The following is a 17,907-nucleotide window of genomic DNA, read 5'->3' as shown; positions in this document are numbered from 1 at the left end:
TGGATCGCGATGTTGACTGTGAGCAAAAGAGAGATGTGGAAAAAACTGCAGCGTCTGGCGCAGCCAGAGCGACTTTACCAACTGTGCGGCAGGCTGCTGCCGTGGTGCGCCGTGCTGAGCGCGGTAACGCTGACGATCGGTCTGGTCTGGGGACTGGCGTTTGCCCCCGCCGATTATCAGCAGGGAGAGAGCTACCGCATTATTTATGTGCACGTGCCGGCGGCGATGTGGTCGATGGGCATCTATGCGGCAATGGCGGTGGCGGCCTTTGTCGGGCTGGTGTGGCAGTGGAAAACGGCTGACCTGACCGCCGCGGCGATGGCACCAGTGGGCGCGGTATTCACGGTTATCGCGCTGGTAAGCGGATCGGCGTGGGGGAAACCGATGTGGGGGACCTGGTGGATCTGGGATGCCCGTCTCACCTCTGAGCTGATCTTACTGTTCCTGTACGGCGGAGCGATCGCGCTGTGGCACGCCGTTGACGATCGCCGCATGGCCGGGCGCGCGGCCGGCATTCTGATTCTGGTGGGCGTCGTCAATTTACCGATCATTCACTATTCGGTGGCGTGGTGGAATACCCTGCATCAGGGTTCATCCGGCGTGCTGCAGCAGGCGATTGCGCCAGCGATGCGCGTGCCGCTGCGTTGGGCGATAGTGGGCTTTCTCTGTCTGCTGATCACCCTGACCCTGCAGCGCCTGCGCAATCTGCTGCTGTACAGCGAACGTCACCGTCCCTGGGTCGCCGCTATCGCGGCGAAAGGAGATCCTCAATCATGACCCCTGCCTTTTCCTCTCTACACGATTTCTGGCTGATGGGCGGCTACGCCCGCTATGTGTGGCTGGCGGTTGCGGTGACGCTGCTGTCGCTGGCGGCGCTGCTGGGTCACGGTATTTGGCAGCGCCGTCGGATACTGCGTGACGTGCGTCAGCAGCAGCGGCGCGCGCAGTACCGCCAGCGTCGGGCTGATGCCGTGGGGCCGCGATGAACCGGCGGCGACAAACTCGTCTGCTGGTCGGGCTGGGGCTGCTGGCCGGCCTGGGGCTGGCCACCGGGCTAATGATGTACGCGCTGCGCGCCAATATTGATCTGTTCTACACCCCGGGTGAGATTGTGTATGGCAAGGGAGTGGAGCAGCAGGTACCGCATCCCGGTCAGCGCCTGCGGGTGGGCGGCGTGGTGCTGCCCGGCAGCGTCAGGCGCGACAGCACAACCCTGGCAGTGCACTTTCAACTCTACGATGGCCGCGGTACCGTGGCCGTCAGCTACACCGGAATTCTGCCGGATCTGTTCCGCGAAGGGCAGGGCGTGGTGGCCCAGGGCGTGCTGCAGCCGGGGAACGTGATAGCCGCGCAGGAGGTGCTGGCGAAACACGATGAAAAATACACGCCGCCGGAGATAAGCGAAGCGCTGAAGCCGGCCCCGGCGCGCGCGGGCGGTGGCACATGATGCCGGAACTGGGCAGCTGGCTGCTCTGCCTGGCGCTGGCGCTGGCACTGCTGCTGGCCATTTATCCGCTGTGGGGCGCGCAGCGCGGTTTGCCGGCGCTGATGGCACTGGCGCGGCCGCTGAGCGGCGCGCTGTTTCTCGCCGTGGCCGCCGCGTTTTTGATATTGATGCATGCGCTGGTGGTTAACGATGTCACCGTGGCCTACGTGGCCGCGAATGCCAACAGTCAGCTGCCGCTGATCTATCGCGCCGCCGCCACCTGGGGGGCGCATGAGGGATCGCTGCTGCTGTGGCTGCTGATGCTGAGCGGGTGGACGCTGGCGGTGGCAATATTCAGCCGCGCGATGCCGCTGGATGCGGTGGCCCGCGTACTGGCGGTCATGGGGATGATCAGCAGCGGTTTCCTGCTGTTTATTATTGTCACCTCCAACCCTTTTACCCGAACGCTGCCGGACTTTCCGGTAGACGGGAGCGATCTTAATCCGCTGCTGCAGGATCCGGGCCTGATCGTCCATCCGCCGCTGCTGTATATGGGGTACGTCGGCTTTTCGGTGGCGTTTGCCTTTGCCATCGCCTCGCTGATTGCCGGGCAGCTGGATACCGCCTGGGCACGCTGGTCGCGACCGTGGACGCAGGCGGCGTGGGTGTTTCTCACCGTGGGGATCGTGTTGGGTTCCGGCTGGGCCTATTACGAGCTCGGTTGGGGAGGGTGGTGGTTCTGGGATCCGGTTGAGAATGCCTCGCTCATGCCGTGGCTGGCCGGAACCGCGCTGATGCATTCGCTGGCGGTGACCGAGAAGCGCGGCAGCTTTAAAGCCTGGACGGTGCTGCTGGCGATTGCCGCCTTCTCACTCTGTCTGCTCGGCACCTTCCTGGTGCGTTCCGGCGTGCTGGTGTCCGTACACGCCTTCGCCGCCGATCCGTCGCGTGGCCTGTTTATTCTGGCTTTTATGGTGCTGGTGGTCGGCGGCTCGCTGCTGCTGTATGCGCTGCGCGGGGGACAGGTACGCAGTCGGATACAAAATGCGCTCTGGTCGCGCGAGTCTTTTCTGCTGGGTAACAACGTGCTGCTGATGGCGGCGGTGCTGGTGGTGCTGCTCGGTACGCTGCTGCCGCTGGTGCACAAAGAGCTGGGGCTGGGGACGATTTCCGTCGGTGAGCCCTTCTTTAATCAGCTGTTTAGCTGGCTGATGGCGCCCTTTGCACTGCTGCTCGGGATTGCTCCTCTGGTGCGCTGGCGGCGTGATGAGCCGCAGAAACTGCGCAAGCGGTTGCTGCTGGCGGCGCTGTTAACCCTGGCGCTGGCGATATGGCTGCCGTGGCTGATCGGCGATCGGATCACCGCGATGAGCGTGGTGGGGCTGTGCATGGCGCTGTGGGTGGGGCTGCTGACGCTGTTGGAGGTGCACGAGCGCGCGACCCATCGCCACAGGTTCTGGAGCGGGCTGCGTCATTTGTCGCGCAGCCACTGGGGCATGGTGCTCGGGCATGTGGGTGTGGCGGTGACCGTGGTGGGAATTGTCTTCAGCAGTCAGTATAGCGTGGAGCGCGACGTGCGCATGGCCCGCGGCGACCACCTTGATCTACAGGGCTACCGCGTGACGTTTCGCGGCGTCACCGAGCTGACCGGCCCCAATTACGTCGGCGGCGCCGGGGTGTTTACGGTCACGCGTGACGGGCAACCGATCGCCACCCTGCGTGCGGAAAAGCGTTTTTACAGCGTCACGCGCACCATGATGACCGAAGCGGCGATCGACGGCGGCCTGACCCGCGATCTTTATGCGGCGCTGGGTGAGCAGCTGGACGATGGCAGCTGGGCGGTGCGCCTCTACTATAAACCCTTTGTGCGCTGGATATGGGGCGGAGGGCTGCTGATGGCGCTGGGCGGCGTGTGCTGCCTTCTCGACCCGCGCTATCGCGCCCGCAAAGCGGCCAAAAAGAGAACAGTATGAAGAAAAAGATCCTGTTTATTCCGCTGGGGCTGTTCCTGCTGCTGGCGGCGGCGCTGATCTGGCAGCTGTTGCGCAACGCTGGAGGGGACGATCCTACCCGGCTGGAGTCGGCGCTGATCGGGCATCCCTTGCCAAACTTTACGCTGACCGGGCTGTCGTCGCCTTCCAGACCGGTCGATCGGGCGATGCTGCTTAACGGTCAGCCGTTTCTGCTCAACGTTTGGGCCACCTGGTGCCCCACCTGTCGGGCAGAGCATCAGTACCTGAATGGTCTGGCAGAGCAGGGCGTCAGAGTGGTTGGGCTGAATTATAAAGATGACCGCGAGAAGGCCGTACGCTGGCTCAACACGCTGGGCAATCCCTATGCGCTCAGCCTGTACGATGGCGACGGGATGCTGGGGCTGGATCTCGGCGTGTATGGCGCGCCGGAGACATTTCTGATCGACGGTCACGGCATCATTCGCTATCGCCACGCCGGTGAGATAGACGCGCGGGTCTGGCAACAGGAGCTGCGCCCGCTGTGGCAGCAATATCAGCGGGAGAGCGGATCGTGAAGGGGATCTGGCTCACTCTGCTGCTGCTACTGACGCCGCTGGCCCACGCGGAAATTGAAACGCTCCGCTTCCAGTCGGCGGCGCAAGAGCAGCAGTACCGCATCCTGACCGCTGCCTTGCGCTGTCCGAAGTGCCAGAACAACAGCATCGCGGACTCTAACGCGATGATTGCTGCCGATATGCGGCACAAGGTCTGGCAACTGCTGCAGCAGGGGCAAACGCCGGCGCAGATCACGGACTACATGGTGGCGCGGTATGGCCACTTTGTGACCTACGATCCGCCGCTCACCGCGGGAACCCTGTTGCTCTGGCTGGGGCCGCTGCTGTGCGTGGTGCTGGGTGGCGCAGTGATTGTCCGCCGCGGCCGGCGGCGGGCGGACACGGTCGTGCTGGATGCCGCGGCAGCGCAGCGGCTACGCCAGCTACTGGATGAGGAAAAAAGGACACCGCAATGATGCTGTTCTGGCTGGTTATCATCACGATACTGACGCTGCTGTGCGTCGGGATGATCCGGGTATGCCGCCCGCAGGCGCGGGCGATCGGCCCGCAGCGCGCGACGCTGAATGCCCGCTTTTATCAGCAGCGCCTGCGCGAGCTGGATGAAGAGGAGGCGCAGGGCGTGGTTGCGCAGCGTCAGCAGATGGAGCAGGAGCTGCAGCTGGCTCTGCTGCAGGATGTACCGGTGCGCCCCCCGGCGGCAGAACGGTGCGTTCACCGGGCGGTGCTGCTACCCGGTATGCTGCTGCTGGTGGCGGGCAGCCTCGGGCTGTACGCCCTGACCGGCGGCTACGCGCAGGTGCGCGCCTGGCAGCAGGCGCAGGCCGACTATCCGGCGCTGCGCCGGCAGCTGCTGCAGGGGAGCGACGTTGTGCCCGATGCGGCGATGCTCAGGCGCTTTTCTCTGGGCCTGCGCAGCGCGCTGCAGCAGCATCCTGAGCGCCTTGAAGACTGGCGACTTTTGGGGCGCATCGCCGTGGTACTGAACGACGGGCCGCAGGCGAAAGCGGCCTTTCGCCGCGCGATGGCGCTGGCGCCGGATAATGAAAGCGTCAGGCTGGACTATGCTGACATAATGACGCGTGCCGGCGATGAGCGCGACCAGCGTGAGGCCGGGCTGCTGCTGCGGGACATGCTCAACGCGCATCCGGACGATGTGCGGCTGTTGGCGCTGGCGGCGCTAAATGCCGAAGCGCTGCAGCATACCGGGCAGGCGATCGCCCTCTGGCAGGCGATGCTGGCCCGTCTGCCGGCGGGAGACACCCGGCGAGAGGCGGTAGCGCGTGCACTGCATGCGGCCCAATCGACGGCCGGACAAAGCGATGGCCGCTTACCGTTGACGGTGACGCTGTCGACCGCCGCACAAAACATGTTACCGGCGGGCGGAGTGTTGTATATTTCTGTGACAGACGGTGAATCTGCCGTGCCGGTTGCCGTTAAGCGCCTGCCGCTGAGCCACTTTCCATTATCGCTTACGCTGGATGACAGCGATGCCATGACGCCGGAACGCCTGCTCTCGGCGCAGACGCGGGTTCAGGTGCGTGCGCGCATTGCGCGTGATGGCCGCGCTGCGCCGCAGCCGGGAGACTGGTACGGTGAAACGCCCGTCATGCCGTTCATCCCGGCGCAGGCGCTGCAGGTTAACGTGAATCAGCGCCAGCCCTGAAGTGATAGCCCAAAAAAACAGTACAGGGAGAACCTTATGAAATACCGCCTGCCCGGGTTGGTACTGGCAAGTCTGATGCTTGTCGGCTGTGCCAGCTCGAAAGACGCCAGCGACACTCAGGGACGCAGCGATCCGCTGGAGGGCTTCAACCGCACGATGTTTGACTTTAACTACAACGTGCTGGATCCCTGGGTGGTGCGGCCGGTGGCCGTCGCCTGGCGCAATTACGTGCCGATGCCGGCGCGCACCGGCGTCAGCAATTTCCTCGGTAACCTGGAAGAGCCGGCAGCAATGGTTAACTCCTTCCTGCGTGGCGATCCCTACCGCGGGATGAAGCACTTCAACCGCTTCTTTCTTAACACCGTGCTCGGCCTCGGTGGCTTTATCGACGTCGCGGGCATGGCGAACGAAAAACTGGCGCGCGAAGAAGCACCGCGTTTTGGCGGCACGCTGGGCACCTGGGGTGTAGGCTATGGTCCGTACGTCGTCGTGCCGGCGTACGGCAGTGCGACGCCGCGTGAGGATATCGGTGACCTGGCGGACGACCTCTACCCGGCGCTGAGCTGGTTAAACTGGTGGATGGCGCCGGTTAAGTGGGCGCTGGAAGGGGTGGAAACCCGCGCGCAGCTGCTGGACTCCGATGCGATGCTGAAAAACAGCACCGACCCCTATGCGTTTGTGCGCAATGCGTACTTCCAGCGGCATGATTTCCTCGCCAGCGGCGGGCGGCTGAAACCGATGGAAAATCCCAATGCTTCGGCGATTCAGGATGATTTGAAGGACATTGATTCACCGTAAAAGAACAGGGCGCCGGAAGGCGCCCTTGTTATTTCTGACCGCCGCGGCGGATCAGAATTTATAGTTGAAGCTGGCGCCGTACAGCCAGGCCTTGCCTTCAGAATCGAAGGTGTAAGGGGTCGGTGAGCCGTTACGCGCGGTAGCGACCGGGTCGGTGCCCTCTTTAATGGTGACCTTCTGCCCGTGCATATAAGAGACGCCGACGTCTACCGACGCATTGTCGTTAAAGGCGTAAGACGCGCCGGCGCTCAGCCACAGGCGGTCCTGGTCCGGGATAGAGATGGAGCGCTTGTCGGCGGGAACCGGGCTGTCATCAAAGGCAATACCGGTGCGGAAGGTCCAGTTCTGGTCATAGTAGTAAGTGGTACCCAGCGCGATGCGGTAAGCGTCACGATAGCTTTCATCTTTAAAGAACAGCTGCTGGCCGTTGTTGCCGGTGGCTTTCAGCTCCTGGAACTGGCTCCAGCTGGTGTAGGCCAGGCTGTAGTGCACGGCCCACTGCGGTGCCACTTTGTGAAAGCCGGATACTTCCCACATTTCAGGCAGGTGCAGCGACAGTGACCCCGGGATCGTCTGGCCACCGGTGCCGAACGGCAGGCCGAGGCGCTGACCGGCCGGATTCAGCGCCGGCGGTATATCACTGCGGTAGTCGCCATCAAAGTCGACCTTCACTTCGGAACGGTAGGTGAAACCGAAGCGGTTATCTTTATCCACCTCATACAGGATGCCGGCATTCCAGCCGTAGCCCCACTCATCGCCCTTCAGGTGGGCAATCTGCGTATCCGGGCGAGCACCGGGCACCAGCCGCGACAGTTCACCGGCATAGCGTTCAATTTTCGCTTTGGCATATACCGCATCAAAGCCGACGCCAAAACTCAGGTGCTCGTTCATGCGCCAGGCGGTGGAAAGATTCAGGTTGGCGGTGGTGAGATCGGTTTTGCCGGCAAAGGGGCCGCCCGCGTAGCCATCATTAAATTCGGTAGCCAGGCCGTAGTTGCTGGTCACCGAGGCGCCGACCCACCACTGATCGTTAATCGGCTGGACATAGTGAATGTTCGGTACCCACGCGGTGGGGGCAATATTATCGGCCTTCAGGCTGTTTCCTGAGCCGGTAGTGCCATCCAGGTTTACGTCGGGATCGATAAACACCCCGCCGATGGAAAACATGGGGCGATCCATCAGCGCCATGGTGGCCGGGTTGCGGCTGGCGGAGGCGGCGGTATCCGCCATAGCGCCTTCACCGGAGTAGGCGCGGCCCAGGCCAATCGAGGAAAACTCGTTGAGCTGGAAGCCTGCGGCGAAAACGTGTGTTGAAGCGATGGCCACTGCGACGGCGAGCGCCGACTTTGCAAACAGGTTTTTATGGTTCATAACCACAACCTCATTTATCTGATTTTTTATTAACATTGTTACATTGAGTAACATGGACGGCGGATTCTAGGGACTGAAGTACCACTGACAAATCAGACCAGTGCGCTCAGTATAGGTCTGACCTCTACACATGTTGCAACGATGTTTTATAAATATTGCTACTTTGATAGCAGAAAAGCGATCTCTGTAACAAATAAACCGGGAGGGACCAGGCGCGTCTGCCGGGAGATTGTTGTGGATCATGGAAACGGCGCTTATCACCTGCGCAGGCATGCGTTGGCGTGGAGGACGCAAAGGGCGGCGGGATAGACTGAAGCCCTGTCTGTACGGAGCGGTCGTGGGCCGCGAGGAGAAGCGAAATGGATAAGATCACTTCCGGTCAGCGGGCTGTGGAAACGGCCGCCTGCTGCTGCGTTGATGTTGGCACGATTATCGATAACCGCGACTGTCGCGCAGAGTGGCAGGGGCACTTTGCCAGCGAAGCCGCGGCGCAGGCGATGCTCGACGCGCTGCGCTGCAAAGCGCAGGCGGTTGCCTCCGAACCCTGTGAGATTGACGCGACGATCCTGGCAGAGTCCGATGGCTACGCCCTGCGGGCCAGCGTCGATTTCTGCTGTCAGGCTGAGGCGATGATTTTTCAACTGGCCCTGCGCTGACACGCCGGCAGCGCCCGACAAAGCGTGCTGCCACTCGCATTTTTTCCCCTCCGGGCTTGGCGAAATGCGGCGTTCTGTTTAACACTGATCAGGTCAGACCTCTTACTTTTCAGGCAGTGATGCCAGCGACTTCAGACTGTTAACAGGATCCTACGATGAACCAGGCCTCCCCTTTGCGTACGCGTCAGGGCGATCGCATCGCGATCACGCACGGACTTCGCACTCCCTTTGCCCGTCAGGCGACCGCCTTTCAGGGCCTCGCCGCCGTCGAGCTGGGTACCCTGCTGATCAGCGAGCTGATGGCGCGCAGCGAACTGCCCGCCGACGTGATTGAACAGCTGGTGTTCGGTCAGGTGGTGCAGATGCCCGCCGCGCCGAACATTGCCCGGGAGATCGTGCTGGCCAGCGGGTTGGGGGTGCACATTGACGCCTACAGCGTTAGCCGCGCCTGCGCCACCAGTTTTCAGGCGATGGCCAACGTGGCCGACGCACTGATGGCCGGCACGGTGCAGGCCGGGATCGCCGGCGGCGCCGACTCCTCCTCGGTGTTGCCCATTGGCGTCAGTAAAACGCTGGCCCGCACGCTGTTGGATCTCAGCAAGGCGCGCAGCTTTGGGCAAAAGGTCCGGTTGCTCAGCCGGTTGCGTCCCCGCGATCTGCTGCCGGTGCCGCCGGCGGTGGCCGAGTACTCCACCGGCCTGCGCATGGGCGACACCGCCGAACAGATGGCAAAAACGCACGGCGTGACCCGCGAGCAGCAGGATGCGCTGGCGCACCGATCGCACCAGCGGGCCGCGCAGGCCTGGGCGCAGGGCAAGCTGCGCGATGAGGTGATGACCGCCTGCGTACCGCCGTGGAAAATCCCGTTTGAGCGCGACAATAACGTGCGCGAGAACAGCAAGCCAGAGGATTATGCCCGCCTGCGCCCGGCGTTTGATCGCCAGCACGGCAGCGTCACCGCGGCCAACAGCACGCCGCTGACCGACGGCGCGGCGGCGGTGGTGATGATGACCGAAACGCGCGCCCGCGAGCTGGGTATTACCCCGCTGGGCTATCTGCGCAGCTACGCCTTCACGGCTATCGATGTCTGGCACGATATGCTGCTGGGGCCCACATGGGCCTCACCGATTGCGCTGGCGCGCGCCGGAGTGACCCTGGACGATCTTACCCTGATTGATATGCATGAAGCCTTTGCCGCGCAGACTCTGGCTAATCTGAAGCTGTTTGCCGATGAACGCTACGCCCGCGAGGTGATGAAGCGGCCGCACGCGCTGGGTGAAGTCAATGAAGAAAAATTTAACGTGCTGGGCGGATCGATCGCCTACGGTCATCCCTTTGCCGCCACCGGCGCGCGCATGGTGACGCAGACGCTGAACGAACTGCGCCGGCGCGGCGGTGGACTGGGGCTGGTCACCGCCTGCGCGGCGGGTGGACTCGGGGCGGCAATGGTAGTGGAGGTCGAATAATGAGACAGCAAAGCGCATTCCGTCTGACGCAGCGCAACGATCAGGTCGCGGTCATTACCCTGGACGTGCCGGACGAAAAAATGAATACCCTGAAGGCCGAGTTTGTGCCGCAAATCCGTGAGGTGCTGCAGCAGGCGCGGCAAAATCCGAGACTGGCGGGCATCGTCCTGATATCAGGCAAACCGGATTCATTTATTGCCGGCGCCGACATTACGATGATCGCCGGCTGCCGCAGCGCGGCGGAGGCCACGCAGCTGGCGCAGCAGGGGCAGAAGGTGATGGCGGAGATCGCCGCGCTGCCGGTACCGGTAGTGGCGGCGATCCACGGCGCCTGCCTGGGCGGCGGGCTTGAGTTGGCGCTGGCCTGCCATCAGCGCGTCTGCAGCGATGACGATCGCACCCGACTGGGGCTACCGGAAGTACAGCTGGGCCTGCTGCCCGGCTCGGGCGGTACCCAGCGCCTGCCGCGGCTAATTGGCGCCTCCACCGCGCTGGATTTAATGCTGACCGGGCGCTCGCTGCGGCCGCGCCAGGCTAAAAAGATCGGGCTGGTGGATGAGGTGGTCGCGCGGGAGATTTTACTGGAAACGGCAGTGGCGCGCGTGCTGGCCGGCGCACCGGCGCGCCGGCGCCTGCCGCTGCGCGAGCGGCTGCTGAGCGGTCCGCTTGGGCGCGCGCTGCTGTTCCGGCTGGCCAGCCGCCAGAGCGAGGCGAAAACGCACGGAAATTACCCGGCGACGCGCAACATCATCGCGGCGGTGCGTACCGGACTCGAGCAGGGAGCCCGCAGCGGATATGAGGCGGAGGCTCAGGCGTTCGGCGAGCTGGCGATGACTCCGCAGTCCGCCGCGCTGCGTGGACTGTTCTTTGCCACCACCGCGCTGAAAAAAGATCCCGGTGCGCCGGCGGCCCCGCGCGCGATTCACCAGGTGGGGGTGCTGGGGGGCGGTCTGATGGGCGGCGGTATCGCCTCCGTGACCGCCATCAATGCTGGCCTGCCGGTGCGGCTAAAAGACATCCGCAGTGAGGGGATTAACCACGCTCTGCAGGCCAGCTGGGCGCGGCTGACCGCGCAGCTGAAAAAGCGCCGGCTGACCCCGGCGCAGCGTCAGCAGCAGATGGCGCGCATCACCGGCGGCACTGACTGGCAAGGCTTTGCCCGGCGTGACATCGTGATTGAGGCGGTTTTTGAAGATCTGGCGCTGAAGCAGCAGATGGTGGCCGAGGTCGAAGCGCACTGCGCGCCGCACACCATTTTTGCCTCGAATACCTCTTCGCTACCGATCGGCGACATCGCTGCCGGGGCCGCGCGTCCGCAGCAGGTGATCGGCCTGCACTACTTCAGCCCGGTAGACAAAATGCCGCTGGTAGAGGTGATTCCGCACGCCGGCACCTCGGCGGAAACGCTGGCCACCGCCGTTGCGCTGGCGAAACAGCAGGGCAAAACGCCCATTGTGGTCGCCGACCGCGCCGGTTTTTACGTTAACCGTATTCTTGCCCCCTACATTAATGAAGCGATGCGCTGCATCCTGGAGGGGGAGCCTATCGACCATGTCGACCGCGCACTGGTGCAGGCCGGTTTTCCGGTCGGGCCGGCGCAGCTGCTGGATGAGGTGGGGATTGACGTTGGCACCAGGATTCTGCCGATCCTCACCGACGCCTGGGGGGCGCGCTTTGCCATGCCGGAGGCGTTTGCTGCGGTGCTGGCAGAGGGACGTAAAGGGCGCAAAAACGGCCGCGGTTTCTATCGTTACGACCGCCCCGCTACCCGGGGGAGGCGCAAAGTGGATGACAGCCTGTATCGGGTGCTGCGGGTCACCCCGCACAGCCAGCAGGGCGGGCCGGAGATCGCCGAGCGCTGCATGCTGCTGATGCTGAACGAAGCGGTGCGCTGCCTGGATGAAGGGGTGGTGGCCAGCGCGCGCGATGGCGACGTTGGCGCGGTGTTCGGCATCGGTTATCCGCCGTTCCTGGGGGGGCCATTCCGCGATATCGATCGGCGCGGTGCCGCGCAGGTAGTGGCGCGGATGACGGCGCTGGCCTCGCGCTACGGCGATCGCTTTCACCCCTGCGCGCGGCTGGCGCAGATGGCAAACAGCGGCGAAACCTTTTATCCGCCCGACGGCGCTTGACCCGGCAGATAGCACCGGCTGTCCGAAGGCGTCAGACAAAAGGGGACGGCTGGCACAGTTCTGCATTGATGGTTATTTAATGCGCAATCGGTTGACTATACTCAGGGCATTGGGGTAAAACACGTCGTTTCATTCCCGGAATGAAAGGCCAGTTAACTCCGTTTTCTGGTCGTGTGACTCAACTATAGTGGTGCACTATGCAAGTTTTTATTATGCGTCACGGCGATGCGGCTCTGGACGCCGCCAGTGATTCGGTCCGGCCTCTCACCCACTGCGGCGGCGACGAATCCTGCCAGATGGCGCGCTGGCTGGCCTCACAGTCGGTGTCAATCGATCGCGTGCTGGTCAGCCCCTACCTGCGCGCGCAGCAAACGCTGGCCAGCATGCGTGACCAGCTGACGCTGCCCGATGGCGAAGAGGTACTGCCGGAACTGACGCCGGGCGGTAATCCTGAACGGGTGGCGGATTATCTGCTGGCGCTGGCGGCAGAGGGCGTGCAATCTGCGCTGGTTATCTCGCACTTGCCGCTGGTCGGCTATCTGGTGTCAGAGCTTTGCCCACAGGAGAATCCGCCGATGTTCGCAACTTCGGCCATCGCTTGCGTCGATGTTAATCTGGACACTGGCCTCGGCACGCTGCTCTGGCAGGTCAGTCCGGCCAAATTAGCCAAAGCCATCTGATCTTCCACGACGTTTACCGCCGGTGCCCTCCGCCGCTCAGTGATGAGCGGGGGATCACAGCACCGGCGGCTGCCACTCTTCCACTTCTACCAGCACCAGCAGCGCGGCATCGCCGCCGAACAGCTTTGGCGCCTGATGGAACGCCATCACGTGGGGATGCTGCGCCAGCCACAGCGGCGTTTGCTGCTTCAGAACGTGCTTGCCGTGCCCGTGCATCACGCTGGCGCAGAAAATGTGCTCGCGTCGACAGGCGGCGATCAGCGCCCCCAGCTCCTGCTTCGCCTGCTGCTGCGTCAGCCCGTGCAGATCGAGAAAAATTTCCGGAGTATAATCGCCGCGGCGCAGCTTTTTTAATTCATAGTGACTGACGTTTTCGCGCACGTAGCGTACCGCGCCCTCGCTGGCCAGCAGCGGCTGAAACTCATCGGAAAAGTAGTGGCTGTTATCGACCTGTTCAGCCAGCAGGCGCTTTTGTGGCATCGTACGCAGCGGCTTACGCACCGGGGCGTGAACGATGGTGTCCTGCGCCAGCGGCCGGGTGCCGGTCATCAGTTGGCGAAACAGCGCCTGGTCTTCGGCGCTCAGGGGCGTCTTCTTCTTCATCGTGGGTTTCCTCAGCCGGTGGACGGCCATTCTACCCCTGCTTACGCGACTGACTCCAGTCAGCGGGGCATTTTCCTGTCGTCAGCGCGGCCTGGCTGCTGAATTCTGCCTGACTTCGTGGCATATTAACCGCCAAACGCGAATAGCGCCTGTGGAGGGCCACTTGGACAAGATTTTTGTCGACGAAGCAGTCAATGAGCTGCATACCATTCAGGATATGCTGCGCTGGACGGTCAGCCGCTTCAGCGCGGCGCAGCTCTGGTACGGTCACGGCACGGATAATCCGTGGGATGAAGCCCTGCAGCTGGTTCTGCCCAGCCTGTGGCTGCCGCTGGATATTCCAGAGCAGATGTACAATGCGCGGCTGACCTCCAGCGAGCGTCATCGCATCGTGGAGCGGGTGATCCGCCGGGTTAACGAACGCCTTCCCGTTGCCTACATCACCAACAAAGCCTGGTTCTGCGGTCACGAGTTTTTCGTCGATGAGCGCGTGCTGGTGCCCCGTTCGCCGGTGGCCGAGCTGATTAACGATCGTTTTGTCGGCCTGGTGCCGCACGCGCCGCAGCGTATTCTGGATATGTGCACCGGCAGCGGCTGTATTGCCATCGCCTGCGCCCACGCCTTCCCGGAAGCAGAAGTCGATGCGGTGGATATTTCTGAAGCCGCGCTGGCGGTTGCCGAGCAAAATATTGAGGCGCACGGCCTCAGTCATCAGGTCACGCCAATGCGTGCCGATCTTTTCCGTGGCCTGAGCAAGCTGCCGTATGATCTGATTGTCACCAACCCTCCGTACGTCGATGCTGAAGACATGAGCGACCTGCCTGGCGAGTACCGCCATGAGCCGGAGCTGGGCCTCGCCGCAGGCAGCGACGGACTGAAGCTGGTTCGCCGCATTCTGGCCTGCGCGCCGGACTACCTCAGCGAGGACGGCGTGCTGGTGTGCGAAGTGGGCAACAGCATGGTGCATATGATCGATCAGTATCCTGACGTACCGTTCACCTGGCTGGAATTCTCCAACGGCGGCGACGGCGTTTTTATGCTGACTCGCCAGCAAATCGTCGATGCACAGCATCACTTTAAGATCTACCGGGACTGAGTCCGCCAGACAAACAGAATAAGGAGCCGTGATGGCCGCAAACACCCTTGGACAACTGTTCCGCGTCACCACTTTTGGCGAGTCGCACGGCGTGGCGCTGGGCTGCATCGTGGACGGCGTACCGCCGGGGATCCCTCTGAGCGAAGCCGATCTGCAGCAGGATTTGGATCGCCGTCGTCCAGGCACCTCCCGCTATACCACCCAGCGCCGCGAGCCAGACCAGGTGAAGATCCTCTCTGGCGTTTTCGAGGGCGTGACCACCGGCACCAGCATCGGCCTGCTGATCGAAAACACCGATCAGCGCTCGCAGGATTATGGCGCGATCAAGGATCTGTTTCGTCCGGGTCACGCTGATTACACCTATGAGCAAAAATATGGCGTACGTGACTACCGCGGCGGCGGCCGTTCGTCGGCGCGCGAGACGGCGATGCGCGTGGCGGCGGGCGCGATAGCCAAAAAATACCTGCACATGACCTTTGGCGTACAGGTACGTGGCTATCTGGCACAGATGGGCGACGTAACCTGCGAGCTGAAGGACTGGGCGCAGGTGGAGCAGAATCCGTTCTTCTCCCCGGATGCTGACCAGCTGGAGGCGCTCGATACGCTGCTGCGCGATCTGAAAAAGGCGGGCGACTCCATTGGTGCCAAAGTGTGTGTGGTGGCGGACAACGTGCCCGCCGGACTGGGTGAGCCGGTATTTGATCGGTTGGATGCCGATCTGGCGCACGCGCTGATGAGCATCAACGCGGTGAAGGGGGTAGAGATCGGCGACGGGTTTGCGGTTGTCAACAAGCGCGGCAGTGAAAACCGTGATGAGATTCGCGCCGACGGCTTTCAAAGCAACCATGCCGGCGGCATTCTGGGCGGCATCAGTAGCGGCCAGCCGATTCTTGCCAGCATTGCCCTGAAGCCTACTTCCAGCATTACCGTTCCGGGCAAAACCGTTACCCGCGACGGGGAGGAGGTGGAGATGATCACCAAAGGCCGTCACGATCCCTGCGTTGGCATCCGCGCGGTGCCCATCGCCGAGGCGATGGTGGCGATTGTGCTGATGGACCACCTGCTGCGCCATCGCGGTCAGTGCGGCGACGTCCGCAGCAACGCACCGCGGTGGTAAGGCCATGAGCGTCCTCCGCCTTGCGCTGTGCGCACTGCTGTTCAGCTCCGCGGCCAGCGCCGCGACGCCGTGGCAGCGCATTACCCATCCCGTACCCGGCGCGCCGGATAGCATCGGAGGCTTCTCCAATGGCTGTATCGTCGGTGCCGAAGCGCTGCCGCTGAACGCCGCAAATTATCAGGTGATGCGCCAGGATCAGCGCCGCTACTTCGGCCATCCGGATCTGGTACGTTTTATCCAGCGGCTGGCCGGGGAGGCGCACCAGCGGCAGCTGGGACAAGTGCTGATCGGCGATATGGGCATGCCGGCCGGCGGGCGCTTTAACGGCGGTCACGCCAGCCACCAGAGCGGACTGGACGTGGATATCTGGCTGCAGCTGCCTAAAACCCGCTGGAGCGCCCGGCAGCTGCTGAAGCCGCAGCCGCTGGATCTGGTCAGCGCCGACGGAAAAGGTATTCGCCGCCAGCACTGGCAGCCGGAGGTAGCCAGTCTGATTAAACTGGCGGCGCAGGATCGCGACGTCACGCGTATTTTCGTCAATCCGGCAATCAAGCAGCAGCTCTGCCTGGAGGCGGGCCGCGATCGCGACTGGTTGCGCAAAGTGCGGCCGTGGTTCCAGCATCGCGCGCACATGCACGTGCGCCTGCGCTGTCCAGCGGACAGCCCGCAGTGCATTGAACAGGCGCCGCCGCCGGCCGGTGATGGCTGCGGTACGGAACTGCAAAGCTGGTTCCAGCCGCCCCCGCCCGGCAGTCAGCCGCCGGTCAGGCGCGAGCCTCCGCCGCTGCCGGCAGGCTGCCAGGCGCTGCTGGATACGCACCGCCTGCCATAACGCATAGCCGCCGCGCGGCGGTGAGTTGGGGGTCGCTGCTGATCCGTTCGAACACGCCTGCCTGAGTGGGCGATAAGGATAACGATGGAGTGGTTTGTGGTAGCCCCGGCGCTGTTGGGGGGATTGTTTCTGGTGGCCATGCTGGCGGGGTTTATTGATTCGATTGCCGGCGGCGGCGGCCTGCTGACCGTGCCGGCGCTGCTGGCCGTCGGCATGTCGCCCGCGCAGGCGCTGGCCACCAATAAGCTGCAGGCAGTGGGCGGATCGTTCTCGGCGAGCCTCTATTTTATTCGGCGTAAGGCGGTGGATCTGCGCGAGCAAAAGGGCAACATTGCGATGACCTTTATCGGCGCGGTGACCGGTGCGCTGCTGGTGCAGTATGTGCAGGCAGAGCTGCTGCGTCAGCTGCTGCCGCTACTGGTTATCGCTATTGGCCTCTACTTTCTGCTGATGCCGCGCATTGGCGAAGACGATCGCCAGCGCCGGCTGCACGGCCTGCCGTTTGCGCTGGTGGCCGGCGGCTGCGTCGGTTTTTACGACGGTTTTTTTGGCCCGGGTGCCGGATCGTTTTACGCCCTGGCGTTTGTGACCCTGGCGGGCTACAACCTGGCGAAGTCCACCGCCCACGCCAAGGTGCTGAACTTTACCTCCAACGTCGGCGGGCTGCTGTTATTCATGCTCGGCGGCAAGGTGGTATGGGGGACCGGGCTGGTGATGCTGGCCGGGCAGATCCTCGGTGCGCGCCTCGGGGCGCGCATGGTGCTGAGTAAAGGACAGACGCTGATCCGACCGATGATCGTTATCGTCTCGGCGGTGATGAGTGCCAAACTGCTGTGGGATAGCCACGGCCGCGACGTCATCAGCTGGCTCAGCGGCCTGCTGGCCTGAGCGCCAGCGGCAGATTGCGCTCGTCACGGCGGGCGCGAAATGTCACAATGGCGCGTTTTTGTTGACAGATGAGTAGCCATGACCGCCAGCCACCACTACCAGCAGCTGATTGATCTGTTTGACCGCTGCTTTCTTACTGATTATCAGACCCGCCTGATCAAGGGCGATGATGAACCCATCTATCTTCCCGCTGACGCATCTTCGCCGTGGCACCGCATCGTATTTGCCCACGGTTTTTACGCCAGCGCGCTGCATGAGATAGCCCACTGGTGTATCGCCGGGGAAGCGCGTCGTCAGCAGGTCGATTTTGGCTACTGGTACTGCCCGGACGGCCGCGATGCCGAAACTCAGGGCCGGTTTGAGCACGTCGAGATCAAACCGCAGGCGCTGGAGTGGCTGTTCTGCGCTGCCGCGGGCTTCCCGTTTAACGTCAGCTGTGACAATCTCGACGGCGACTGTGAACCCGATCGCGTGGCGTTTCAGCGTAAGGTGCACGCCCAGGTGATGCGCTGGCTTGAAGACGGAATACCGGCGCGGCCGGCGCGGTTTATAGCCGCGCTGCGCGACTATTATCACACGCCGCCGCTGACCGCGGCACAGTTTCCGTGGCCGGAAGCGCTGTGCTGAGCGACGTGGGGCCGACATATTATGA

General features: G+C 63.1%; 19 protein-coding genes. 17 read left to right on the top strand and 2 right to left on the bottom strand.

Features of this window, described 5'->3' with window-relative positions:
- Window positions 1-33 precede the first annotated feature (33 nt).
- Genes BS626_RS05400 through mlaA form a run of 8 tightly spaced genes read left to right on the top strand, consistent with a single transcriptional unit; the run spans window position 34 to window position 6,414 of the window.
- Window positions 34-777, top strand: a complete 744-nt coding sequence (locus BS626_RS05400; RefSeq protein ID WP_075181373.1) for a heme ABC transporter permease — start codon at window positions 34-36, stop codon at window positions 775-777.
- Window positions 774-986 carry a heme exporter protein CcmD gene (ccmD, locus tag BS626_RS05395; RefSeq protein WP_075181372.1) on the top strand — a complete coding sequence of 71 codons (213 nt, stop codon included), beginning with the start codon at window positions 774-776 and terminating at the stop codon, window positions 984-986. The genes BS626_RS05400 and ccmD overlap by 4 nt, the downstream gene beginning before the upstream one ends.
- The gene (gene ccmE / locus BS626_RS05390; RefSeq protein ID WP_075181371.1) at window positions 983-1,447 is read left to right on the top strand and encodes a cytochrome c maturation protein CcmE; all 465 of its coding nucleotides are present in this window, start codon (window positions 983-985) and stop codon (window positions 1,445-1,447) included. The genes ccmD and ccmE overlap by 4 nt, the downstream gene beginning before the upstream one ends.
- Window positions 1,444-3,399, top strand: a complete 1,956-nt coding sequence (locus tag BS626_RS05385; protein WP_075181370.1) for a heme lyase CcmF/NrfE family subunit — start codon at window positions 1,444-1,446, stop codon at window positions 3,397-3,399. Before ccmE ends, BS626_RS05385 begins: the two co-directional genes overlap by 4 nt.
- Window positions 3,396-3,953, top strand: a complete 558-nt coding sequence (locus tag BS626_RS05380; RefSeq protein ID WP_075181369.1) for a DsbE family thiol:disulfide interchange protein — start codon at window positions 3,396-3,398, stop codon at window positions 3,951-3,953. The genes BS626_RS05385 and BS626_RS05380 overlap by 4 nt, the downstream gene beginning before the upstream one ends.
- Window positions 3,947-4,408: a cytochrome c-type biogenesis protein CcmH gene (locus BS626_RS05375; protein ID WP_075181606.1), complete on the top strand. Its 462-nt coding sequence runs from the start codon at window positions 3,947-3,949 to the stop codon at window positions 4,406-4,408. The genes BS626_RS05380 and BS626_RS05375 overlap by 7 nt, the downstream gene beginning before the upstream one ends.
- Complete coding sequence (gene ccmI, locus BS626_RS05370) at window positions 4,405-5,616, top strand: c-type cytochrome biogenesis protein CcmI (RefSeq protein ID WP_075181368.1); 1,212 nt, start codon at window positions 4,405-4,407, stop codon at window positions 5,614-5,616. Before BS626_RS05375 ends, ccmI begins: the two co-directional genes overlap by 4 nt.
- Before the next feature lie 36 nt (window positions 5,617-5,652).
- Entirely contained in the window at window positions 5,653-6,414 is a 762-nt protein-coding gene (mlaA, locus tag BS626_RS05365) for a phospholipid-binding lipoprotein MlaA (RefSeq protein WP_075181367.1), read from the top strand.
- Between the two features lie 51 nt (window positions 6,415-6,465).
- Here the strand turns inward: mlaA and fadL are convergent, their stop codons facing one another.
- Complete coding sequence (gene fadL, locus BS626_RS05360) at window positions 6,466-7,785, bottom strand: long-chain fatty acid transporter FadL (protein ID WP_075181366.1); 1,320 nt, start codon at window positions 7,783-7,785, stop codon at window positions 6,466-6,468.
- A gap of 359 nt (window positions 7,786-8,144) precedes the next feature.
- On the opposite strand from fadL, the gene BS626_RS05355 reads away from it, so the two are divergent.
- From BS626_RS05355 to sixA, 4 genes are all read left to right on the top strand, one after another.
- Complete coding sequence (locus tag BS626_RS05355; RefSeq protein ID WP_075181365.1) at window positions 8,145-8,441, top strand: DUF406 family protein; 297 nt, start codon at window positions 8,145-8,147, stop codon at window positions 8,439-8,441.
- Between the two features lie 155 nt (window positions 8,442-8,596).
- Entirely contained in the window at window positions 8,597-9,907 is a 1,311-nt protein-coding gene (fadI, locus tag BS626_RS05350; protein ID WP_075181364.1) for an acetyl-CoA C-acyltransferase FadI, read from the top strand.
- Window positions 9,907-12,039, top strand: a complete 2,133-nt coding sequence (gene fadJ / locus BS626_RS05345) for a fatty acid oxidation complex subunit alpha FadJ (RefSeq protein WP_075181363.1) — start codon at window positions 9,907-9,909, stop codon at window positions 12,037-12,039. The genes fadI and fadJ overlap by 1 nt, the downstream gene beginning before the upstream one ends.
- Window positions 12,040-12,236: 197 nt before the next feature.
- Window positions 12,237-12,719, top strand: coding sequence for a phosphohistidine phosphatase SixA (gene sixA / locus BS626_RS05340; protein ID WP_075181362.1), 483 nt, complete (start codon window positions 12,237-12,239; stop codon window positions 12,717-12,719).
- Window positions 12,720-12,773: 54 nt separating this feature from the next.
- Here sixA and smrB read toward each other — a convergent pair whose 3' ends face one another.
- Window positions 12,774-13,322 (bottom strand): endonuclease SmrB, encoded by a 549-nt coding sequence (gene smrB, locus BS626_RS05335; RefSeq protein ID WP_075181361.1) that lies wholly within the window; start codon window positions 13,320-13,322, stop codon window positions 12,774-12,776.
- A gap of 163 nt (window positions 13,323-13,485) precedes the next feature.
- On the opposite strand from smrB, the gene prmB reads away from it, so the two are divergent.
- The 5 genes from prmB (at window position 13,486) to BS626_RS05310 (ending at window position 17,882) form a co-directional block, all read left to right on the top strand.
- Window positions 13,486-14,418, top strand: a complete 933-nt coding sequence (gene prmB / locus BS626_RS05330; RefSeq protein WP_075181360.1) for a 50S ribosomal protein L3 N(5)-glutamine methyltransferase — start codon at window positions 13,486-13,488, stop codon at window positions 14,416-14,418.
- A 31-nt stretch (window positions 14,419-14,449) separates the two neighbouring features.
- Window positions 14,450-15,535, top strand: coding sequence for a chorismate synthase (aroC, locus tag BS626_RS05325; RefSeq protein ID WP_075181359.1), 1,086 nt, complete (start codon window positions 14,450-14,452; stop codon window positions 15,533-15,535).
- Window positions 15,536-15,539: 4 nt separating this feature from the next.
- The gene (gene mepA, locus BS626_RS05320) at window positions 15,540-16,367 is read left to right on the top strand and encodes a penicillin-insensitive murein endopeptidase (RefSeq protein ID WP_075181358.1); all 828 of its coding nucleotides are present in this window, start codon (window positions 15,540-15,542) and stop codon (window positions 16,365-16,367) included.
- An 84-nt stretch (window positions 16,368-16,451) separates the two neighbouring features.
- Window positions 16,452-17,255 carry a sulfite exporter TauE/SafE family protein gene (locus tag BS626_RS05315; protein WP_075181357.1) on the top strand — a complete coding sequence of 268 codons (804 nt, stop codon included), beginning with the start codon at window positions 16,452-16,454 and terminating at the stop codon, window positions 17,253-17,255.
- 78 nt (window positions 17,256-17,333) lie between these two features.
- The gene (locus tag BS626_RS05310) at window positions 17,334-17,882 is read left to right on the top strand and encodes an elongation factor P hydroxylase (RefSeq protein WP_075181356.1); all 549 of its coding nucleotides are present in this window, start codon (window positions 17,334-17,336) and stop codon (window positions 17,880-17,882) included.
- Window positions 17,883-17,907 lie beyond the last annotated feature (25 nt).

The sequence above is a fragment of the Pantoea sp. 1.19 genome (assembly GCF_001922585.1).
Taxonomy (GTDB): Bacteria; Pseudomonadota; Gammaproteobacteria; order Enterobacterales; family Enterobacteriaceae; genus 1-19.
This window is presented reverse-complemented; position numbering and strand designations above follow the sequence as displayed.

Coding starts and splice junctions, on each gene's coding strand:
- BS626_RS05400 (WP_075181373.1), top strand. CDS start 34: ATGTGGAAAAAACTGCAGCGTCTGGCGCAGCCAGAGCGACTTTACCAA.
- ccmD (WP_075181372.1), top strand. CDS start 774: ATGACCCCTGCCTTTTCCTCTCTACACGATTTCTGGCTGATGGGCGGC.
- ccmE (WP_075181371.1), top strand. CDS start 983: ATGAACCGGCGGCGACAAACTCGTCTGCTGGTCGGGCTGGGGCTGCTG.
- BS626_RS05385 (WP_075181370.1), top strand. CDS start 1,444: ATGATGCCGGAACTGGGCAGCTGGCTGCTCTGCCTGGCGCTGGCGCTG.
- BS626_RS05380 (WP_075181369.1), top strand. CDS start 3,396: ATGAAGAAAAAGATCCTGTTTATTCCGCTGGGGCTGTTCCTGCTGCTG.
- ccmI (WP_075181368.1), top strand. CDS start 4,405: ATGATGCTGTTCTGGCTGGTTATCATCACGATACTGACGCTGCTGTGC.
- mlaA (WP_075181367.1), top strand. CDS start 5,653: ATGAAATACCGCCTGCCCGGGTTGGTACTGGCAAGTCTGATGCTTGTC.
- fadL (WP_075181366.1), bottom strand. CDS start 7,785: ATGAACCATAAAAACCTGTTTGCAAAGTCGGCGCTCGCCGTCGCAGTG.
- BS626_RS05355 (WP_075181365.1), top strand. CDS start 8,145: ATGGATAAGATCACTTCCGGTCAGCGGGCTGTGGAAACGGCCGCCTGC.
- fadI (WP_075181364.1), top strand. CDS start 8,597: ATGAACCAGGCCTCCCCTTTGCGTACGCGTCAGGGCGATCGCATCGCG.
- fadJ (WP_075181363.1), top strand. CDS start 9,907: ATGAGACAGCAAAGCGCATTCCGTCTGACGCAGCGCAACGATCAGGTC.
- sixA (WP_075181362.1), top strand. CDS start 12,237: ATGCAAGTTTTTATTATGCGTCACGGCGATGCGGCTCTGGACGCCGCC.
- smrB (WP_075181361.1), bottom strand. CDS start 13,322: ATGAAGAAGAAGACGCCCCTGAGCGCCGAAGACCAGGCGCTGTTTCGC.
- aroC (WP_075181359.1), top strand. CDS start 14,450: ATGGCCGCAAACACCCTTGGACAACTGTTCCGCGTCACCACTTTTGGC.
- mepA (WP_075181358.1), top strand. CDS start 15,540: ATGAGCGTCCTCCGCCTTGCGCTGTGCGCACTGCTGTTCAGCTCCGCG.
- BS626_RS05315 (WP_075181357.1), top strand. CDS start 16,452: ATGGAGTGGTTTGTGGTAGCCCCGGCGCTGTTGGGGGGATTGTTTCTG.
- BS626_RS05310 (WP_075181356.1), top strand. CDS start 17,334: ATGACCGCCAGCCACCACTACCAGCAGCTGATTGATCTGTTTGACCGC.